The 3,703-nt window shown below is 40.7% G+C and carries 5 protein-coding genes and 1 pseudogene; 1 reads left to right on the forward strand and 5 read right to left on the reverse strand.

Going from position 1 to position 3,703, the window contains the following annotated elements; genetic code table 11:
* Positions 1-530 (reverse strand): DUF3370 family protein (locus IQ242_RS19255; protein WP_193961072.1); only part of this gene is annotated, 530 nt, incomplete at its 3' end.
* 630 nt (positions 531-1,160) lie between these two features.
* Here IQ242_RS19255 and moaA point away from each other — a divergent pair.
* Positions 1,161-2,150 carry a GTP 3',8-cyclase MoaA gene (gene moaA / locus IQ242_RS19260; protein ID WP_012264115.1) on the forward strand — a complete coding sequence of 330 codons (990 nt, stop codon included), beginning with the start codon at positions 1,161-1,163 and terminating at the stop codon, positions 2,148-2,150.
* Positions 2,151-2,154: 4 nt separating this feature from the next.
* Here moaA and IQ242_RS19265 read toward each other — a convergent pair whose 3' ends face one another.
* From IQ242_RS19265 to IQ242_RS19280, 4 genes and pseudogenes are all read right to left on the reverse strand, one after another.
* Complete coding sequence (locus IQ242_RS19265; protein ID WP_002771508.1) at positions 2,155-2,340, reverse strand: PCP reductase family protein; 186 nt, start codon at positions 2,338-2,340, stop codon at positions 2,155-2,157.
* A 101-nt stretch (positions 2,341-2,441) separates the two neighbouring features.
* The gene (locus IQ242_RS19270; protein ID WP_193961073.1) at positions 2,442-3,029 is read right to left on the reverse strand and encodes a Uma2 family endonuclease; all 588 of its coding nucleotides are present in this window, start codon (positions 3,027-3,029) and stop codon (positions 2,442-2,444) included.
* A gap of 140 nt (positions 3,030-3,169) precedes the next feature.
* Positions 3,170-3,256 (reverse strand): annotated as a pseudogene (locus IQ242_RS19275) (PCP reductase family protein); the annotation flags it as partial.
* A gap of 101 nt (positions 3,257-3,357) precedes the next feature.
* Positions 3,358-3,703 (reverse strand): Uma2 family endonuclease (locus tag IQ242_RS19280; protein WP_193961074.1); only part of this gene is annotated, 346 nt, incomplete at its 5' end.

Raw genomic sequence — 3,703 nt, forward strand, 5'->3', positions numbered from 1 at the left:
AAACTCTCCCCCGCCGGAATAATAATCCTATCGGGAAAAATATCCTGACGCTGCCCCATTAAAATATCCCCCATTACCCGACTTCCCGGCCCAGCAAAAACCGTCCCCTGATTATTTTCCACTTGTGCAGGTAAATCGATAAAAGCTGCATCGGGTTGACTCAAATAACTGGCCCCCTGCAAAATTTTAACAGTCACGGGATTAGGACTGGGATTGTGGAGTAATATACCCAGATAAAGGGTGCGTAAATTATCGGGAAAACTCCCCCTCGCTATATGGTGGGCAAAAATATCAAAGCGTCCCTGAAAAGCATAATTTAAATGGGCCGAGGGAAAACTTTTTTCTTGGGGGGGAAAAGTCGAAAGCAAAATCCCTTCTCCTAGCAATAATTCGGGACTATTGCTATTAAAAACGGGAACTTGATCTAGTTGATTCGGTAAAGGACGCACCTGCACTGGTCGAATTATTTCTACACTAGGGGGAGTTTGGGCAATGGGTAGTAAAAAAGGTAACATCACACAAATTACCATCTCAAGATAATTAATTTTTGATCATAGCATTACTGGCTCGTTCAATTTAGATAAGTAGGTGGGTGGAATTAAATATAAGATGAACGTAGGTTGGGTTGAAGCATGAAACCCAACGCCTCAACGGATTGAGTATTAGATAGTATTCTGTTTGTCCATATCTAGAGGATTGTTTAATATTTCTTTGGGGTGTTAGCTGACCTTTTTAGTTAGCGTTGGCTGAATAAATCTTAAAACCTTGTTGGGTAAAACTTTTAGGCTTTTGGGAAATCAAAAAGTGCCAGCCATTGGAGGGATCGGGGGGAAAATTCCTGGACTTTTTCCCTGAAAATTAGGTAATTTACCAGATGAAAATGGGTAAAACCCTACACCCTACACCCTACACCCTACACCCTACACCCTGGCCCCACGAGAAACTTTTTCGGCAAACCCTACTTAAGTACAATCAAGAAAAATTATCAAATTTACCAATCCTTATTGGCCCTTGCCATTGAGCAAATCTATTGTCATCATAGACTAAAATCTAGATTTAACCGTGGTTTTCTCGAAACTTCGCCCGATGTCTAGATATCGATCGAGCCGGAATTGTTATGATAAATTCATGAAGTTTTATAACAGTATTTGCCCCTGAACATGAACCAAATCGACTATCTCAGGATTAGTTTAATCGATCGCTGTAACTTTCGCTGTCAGTATTGTCTGCCTGAAGATGCAGAATTGGCCTATGTTCGACCGCAAGACTTACTCACCCGGGAGGAAATTCTTACTTTAGTCAAAAATGTCTTTATTCCCCTCGGTTTCCGCAAATTTCGCCTTACTGGTGGGGAACCTCTCTTACATCCCGAAGTAGTGGAGATTGTGCGCGATATCGCCTCTTTATCTGCCACTAGCGATTTAGCTCTGACCACTAATGGCTATTTACTTGACAATTTAGCCGAAATGTTGTATGAAGCCGGACTAAGACGGATTAATATCAGTTTGGACTCCCTCGACCCCGACACTTTCGATAAAATTATCGGTAATCGCGGCCGGAGTCGTTGGCAAAAAACTTGGGCAGGTATTCAAGCGGCCCAGAGAGTGGGTTTTGACCCCTTAAAATTGAATGTGGTGGTAATTCCGGGGATAAATGAGGCAGAAGTGGAAGATTTAGCGGCTTTGACCATCGAGAAGCGTTGGCACGTCCGTTTTATCGAGTTTATGCCCATCGGTAACGGTGATTTATTTCAAGAAAAAGCTTGGATTGCGAACGAGGAATTAAGGGGGCGAATTCGGGCAAAATGGGGCTTAAATGAGGGTCAAGTGCGGGGAAATGGTCCAGCCGATGTTTTTCAAATTCCGGGGGCTAAGGGTACAATTGGCTTTATCAGTCAGATGTCGGAATGTTTTTGTGATCGCTGCAACCGCCTACGTCTCTCGGCCGATGGTTGGTTGCGTCCCTGTCTCCTCAACGAAACTGGACAAATTGACCTAAAAACTGCCCTCCGTCAGGGAATTTCGCCGGCAGAAATCAGGGAAAGAGTGCGGGAATTAATAGAACTGAAGGCAGAAATAAACTTTAAACTGCGTGATTCCGGCACATCAAGCGGCATTTATACCCGTACTATGTCCCAAATTGGCGGCTAAAAATCTACTGTCCGAATTCTACTCTAGCCTGTTCCACCATTTCCACGGTAACTCGATCGGAACCGGCATGACGAGCTAATTCTTCTATCCTTTGACGCGCTTGGGAACGAACAAAGTAGGGGATATTTTTCAGTTTTGCCTTGGCTTCTGCGGTCCATTGTAGTTGATCGGAAAAATCTAGAGCTTCCATAGATTTAACATATAGTAGTCCGTCTATTATACCAAAAAAGATTAGCTATTTTGAGATAATGAGTTTCTTGACAGCGACTCTTTTTCACCTTTCTTTTAATTTTAGGTTTCTGCTAGGTCGAAATTGACTCTTTGATATAAATCTTGAAAAGAAATCTGCCAATCCACCGACACCAATTGTAAAACCGCATTTTCCCCCGTGACGAAATCAATTAACCATTGATCATCCTTTTGTTTATAGTAACGTTCCACACTATAACTAGATTGTTCGATCAGAATATATTCTTGAAAAGTTGGCAAGGAACGATAGAATTTAAACTTATCCCCTCGATCATAAGCTTGGGTAGAATTAGAGAGAACTTCGACAATAATTAAAGGATTGATCACGTTAGATTGACTATTCCCTTGATAGAGAGGTTGACCTTTAATCACCATCACATCGGGATAGGTGTAAATGCTATAATCTGATAGCCATAAACGCACCGTTTCCATGTAGGTATAATAATCTTGATTATTGATAGTCAGAGGAAATCTTCGATAGAAGTTTCCGGCAATCTGATTGTGATTAGTGGTAGCTCCTACCATTGGGATAATTTCTCCTTGACGATATTCATTTTTATCTTCGGACGTTTCCTCTAGGGCGAGATATTCTTCGGGAGTATAATATTTAGTTTCGGTAGCGCTTAACATTTTTGACTCTCCTTCCTATTCCATTTTCTAGGGTACAGCATTTCCTTAAAAAGAGACAAAGTTATCCTTGAGTAAGGCTATTAATTGAGTGGCTCGGAAAAGTGTATCTTAAATATCTCAGTAATCCGCTGACGCGCTTAGGAACGAACAAAATAGGGAATATTTTTTAGTTTTGCCTTGGCTTCTGCGGTCCATTGTAGTTGATCGGAAAAATCTAGAGCTTCCATAGATTTAACATATAGTAGTCCGTCTATTATAACAAAAAAGATTAGCTATTTTGAGATAATGAGTTTCTTGATAGCGACTCTTTTTCACCTTTTTTTTAATTTTAGGTTTCTGCTAGGTCAAAATTGACTCTTTGATATAAATCTTGAAAAGAAATCTGCCAATCCACCGACACCAATTGTAAAACCGCATTTTCCCCCGTGACGAAATCAATTAACCATTGATCATCCTTTTGTTTATAGTAACGTTCTACACTATAACTAGATTGTTCAATCAGAATATATTCCTGAAAAGTTGGCAAGGAACGATAGAATTTAAACTGATCCCCTCGATCATAAGCTTGGGTAGAATTAGAGAGAACTTCGACAATAATTAAAGGATTGATCACGTTAGATTGACTATTCCCTTGATAGAGAGGTTGACCTTTAATCACCATCACATCGGGATAG

Source organism: Microcystis sp. LEGE 08355 (genome assembly GCF_015207185.1).
Lineage (GTDB): Bacteria > Cyanobacteriota > Cyanobacteriia > Cyanobacteriales > Microcystaceae > Microcystis > Microcystis panniformis.

What these genes read in the sequence shown, in the direction of transcription:
- moaA (WP_012264115.1), top strand. Translation starts at nt 1,161, where the DNA reads ATGAACCAAATCGACTATCTCAGGATTAGTTTAATCGATCGCTGTAAC.
- IQ242_RS19270 (WP_193961073.1), bottom strand. Translation starts at nt 3,029, where the DNA reads ATGTTAAGCGCTACCGAAACTAAATATTATACTCCCGAAGAATATCTC.
- IQ242_RS19265 (WP_002771508.1), bottom strand. Translation starts at nt 2,340, where the DNA reads ATGGAAGCTCTAGATTTTTCCGATCAACTACAATGGACCGCAGAAGCC.